This window comes from Acidithiobacillus sp. TH-A35, assembly GCF_057473505.1.
Genome location: NZ_JBYCKR010000196.1, coordinates 1 through 3,129, shown reverse-complemented (window position 1 = coordinate 3,129; position 3,129 = coordinate 1). Strand labels below are relative to the sequence as shown.

The window sequence follows — 3,129 nt, the reverse complement described above, 5'->3', positions numbered from 1 at the left end:
AGAATCAGTCCGGCACCCCGGCGCAATCCCTATGTGCTTCTCCTGCTCCTGGGAGAGGCGGTAATCAGTGTTCTTCTTATCGTGATTCTGGTGCGTCTATGAGCATATTGCTGTCCCGCGACACCCGTGTGATTTGCCAGGGCTTTACCGGCAAGCAGGGGACTTTTCACTCGCAACAGGCCGTGGCTTATGGCACGCGTATGGTGGGTGGCGTGACCCCCGGCAAGGGCGGCAGCCGCCATCTCGATCTGCCGGTGTTTGATACGGTGGCTGATGCTGTGCAGAACACCGGGGCCGAGGCCAGTGTGATCTATGTACCCTCACCTTTTGCCGCTGACGCCATCATCGAGGCGGCTGCCGCTGGTATTCAACTCATTGTCTGCATCACCGAAGGCATTCCGGTGCATGACATGCTGATGGTGAAGCATTATCTGGCGGACGCCCCGGCGCGACTCATCGGCCCGAACTGTCCGGGGATCATCACGCCGGGACAGTCCAAGATCGGGATCATGCCCGGTGCCATTCATCAGACCGGACGGGTAGGCATTGTCTCCCGTTCCGGCACCCTCACCTATGAAGCGGTGGAGCAGACCACCCGTCTGGGCCTGGGGCAGAGTACCTGCGTGGGTATTGGCGGCGATCCGCTGATCGGCATGAATTTTATTGAGGTCTTGCAGCTTTTTGAGGCGGACCCGCAGACCGAAGTGATTGTCATGGTGGGCGAGATCGGCGGACGCATGGAGGAAGATGCGGCGGCCTTTATCCAGGCGCATGTCCGTAAGCCGGTGGTGGCTTTCATTGCTGGCTCCACGGCGCCCAAGGGCAAGCGCATGGGCCACGCGGGGGCTATTATCGATGGTGGTGCAGGAACGGCGGCGGCCAAATATGCGGTACTGGAAGCGGCGGGCGTCCATTGTGTGCATTCCCCCGCCGATTTGGGTACTCGGGCGGCCGAGGTACTGGGGCGCTGATGCGCATCGCCCTGGCGCAGGTCAACTGCCGGGTCGGCGATGTGGCGGGCAACGCCGATCGTCTGCTGGCCGCCGCTGTCGAGGCACAGACTGCAGGGGCCGACCTGCTGGTGACGCCGGAGTTGGCCCTCAGTGGTTATCCTCCGGAAGACTTGCTCTTGCGTGCCGACTTTTTGCAGGTCTGCGATGCCGCCTTGCAACGTCTCGCGACAGAAGCGCCTCTGCCCATGCTGGTAGGGCACCCGCAGCGTGAACAGGAGCGCCTCTACAACAGCGCCAGTCTGCTGCGCGGGGGGCGGGTCGAGGCGGTTTATCACAAGCATTGTCTGCCGAACTATGCGGTATTCGATGAGGTGCGCTACTTCACGCCGGGGGCGCAGTCGCTGGTGTTTACCTGTGCCGGACTGCAGTGCGGGGTGGTCATTTGTGAGGATGTCTGGTGCGGGCCGGGAGTGGCGCAAGCCGCTCAGGCCCAAGGCGCAGAACTGCTGCTGGTGCTGAACGCGTCGCCTTATCACCTGAACAAACAGCGCGCCCGGGAAGATCAGGTGGGTGCCCTGGCCGCCCAGTGTCATCTGCCCATCGTTTATGTGAACCTGGTGGGCGGGCAGGATGAACTGGTCTTCGATGGCCAGTCCTTTGCGGTAGACCAGCACGGGCTGTTGGCACTGCGCGCACCCCAGTGTGAAGAAGTGCTGGCGCTGCTGGATATCGACAAGGATCACGCCGATATCTGTAGAATGCAGGCTGCCGGGCCACTGCGACCGCTGCCCGACGAGACCGCCGAAGTCTACGCTGTACTGCGCCTGGGCGTGCGTGATTATGCGGAAAAAAATGGCTTCCCTGGTGTGGTGCTGGGTCTGTCCGGCGGGGTGGACTCGGCGCTGACCCTGGCGATAGCGGTGGACGCCCTCGGTGCGGAACGGGTCCATGCCCTGATCATGCCCTCCCGCTATACGGCGGAGATGAGTATTGCGGACGCCGAGGCCGAGGCCCGGAGCCTGGGGGTGCGCACCGACACCATTTCCATCGAGGGGCCGTTCAATAGCTATCTGGAGACATTGGCGCCACTATTTGCCGGGCGTGCAGTCGATACCACGGAAGAGAATCTGCAGGCACGTATTCGCGCCGCGTTGCTCATGGCCTATTCCAACAAATTTGGCCATCTGCTGCTGACTACGGGCAACAAGAGCGAGATTGCCGTCGGTTACGCGACCCTGTATGGCGACATGGCCGGAGGTTTCGCGGTGATCAAGGATTGTCCGAAGACCCTGGTCTATCGCCTCGCCCGTTATCGCAATAGCCTGAGTCCGGTGATCCCGGAGCGGGTGCTGACCCGGCCGCCCTCGGCGGAGCTGGCGCCGGATCAGCGTGATCAGGACAGTCTGCCCCCCTATGAGATGTTGGATGCCATCATCGCCGCCTATGTGGAAGAGGACCGCGGTGCTGCGGAACTCATTGCCGCTGGTTTTTCGGCGGAAACGGTGACGCGGGTGCTAAGGCTTATTGATCGTGCCGAATATAAACGGCGTCAGGCGGCGCCGGGTGTGCGCATCAGCGCCCGCGCATTTGGCAAGGATCGGCGTTATCCTATTACCAATGGCTACCATCCCTGGGAAGCCGTGTTGTCAGCACGAGGAGCTTTACCATGAAAAAAATTGAAGCGATCATCAAGCCTTTCAAACTGGATGATGTGCGCGAGGCCCTTCAGGAGCTGGGGCTGGCCGGTATGACGGTGACCGAGGTCAAGGGTTTTGGCCGCCAGAAGGGGCACACGGAGCTCTATCGTGGCGCCGAATATGTGGTGGATTTCCTGCCCAAGCTCAAGCTGGAGGTGGTGGTCAGTGATGACATGGCGGATCGTGCCATCGAAGCCATTGAAGCGGCGGCGCGGACCGGCAAGATCGGTGATGGCAAGATTTTCGTCAGTTCGGTGGAGCGGGTGATCCGCATCCGTACCGGAGAAGAGGGCGAAGAGGCCGTCTGACCAGGGCGGGGGCGGCAATCGCCCCCAGGTGGATCATCAGGGCTTCGCGCTGATGCCGAGCTCGGAAAGATACTTGCTCTTCGGATAGTTGTAGGCGAGTACGGAGGTGGTGGTCTGCGCCAGTTGGTGCAGATTCAGGTGCTGATAGGAACGCGCAAGATAATAGAGCGC

The 3,129-nt window shown here is 61.4% G+C and carries 3 protein-coding genes; all 3 read left to right on the top strand.

The genetic code is table 11. From position 1 onward, the window contains the following. The first annotated feature begins 98 nt into the window (after positions 1–98). From sucD to AC2VNK_RS06870, 3 genes are read left to right on the top strand one after another with little or no spacing between them, the layout of a single operon-like run. Positions 99–971 carry a succinate--CoA ligase subunit alpha gene (gene sucD, locus AC2VNK_RS06880; protein WP_291523950.1) on the top strand — a complete coding sequence of 291 codons (873 nt, stop codon included), beginning with the start codon at positions 99–101 and terminating at the stop codon, positions 969–971. Further along, entirely contained in the window at positions 971–2,623 is a 1,653-nt protein-coding gene (locus AC2VNK_RS06875; RefSeq protein ID WP_486883267.1) for an NAD+ synthase, read from the top strand. Before sucD ends, AC2VNK_RS06875 begins: the two co-directional genes overlap by 1 nt. Next, on the top strand, positions 2,620–2,958 hold the full coding sequence (locus AC2VNK_RS06870) for a P-II family nitrogen regulator (protein WP_486883266.1): 339 nt from the start codon (positions 2,620–2,622) through the stop codon (positions 2,956–2,958). Before AC2VNK_RS06875 ends, AC2VNK_RS06870 begins: the two co-directional genes overlap by 4 nt. The last annotated feature ends 171 nt before the right edge of the window (positions 2,959–3,129 follow it).

Bases quoted from the DNA above. Each gene is read 5' to 3' on its own strand.
- AC2VNK_RS06875 (WP_486883267.1), top strand. From the start codon at position 971: ATGCGCATCGCCCTGGCGCAGGTCAACTGCCGGGTCGGCGATGTGGCG.
- AC2VNK_RS06870 (WP_486883266.1), top strand. From the start codon at position 2,620: ATGAAAAAAATTGAAGCGATCATCAAGCCTTTCAAACTGGATGATGTG.
- sucD (WP_291523950.1), top strand. From the start codon at position 99: ATGAGCATATTGCTGTCCCGCGACACCCGTGTGATTTGCCAGGGCTTT.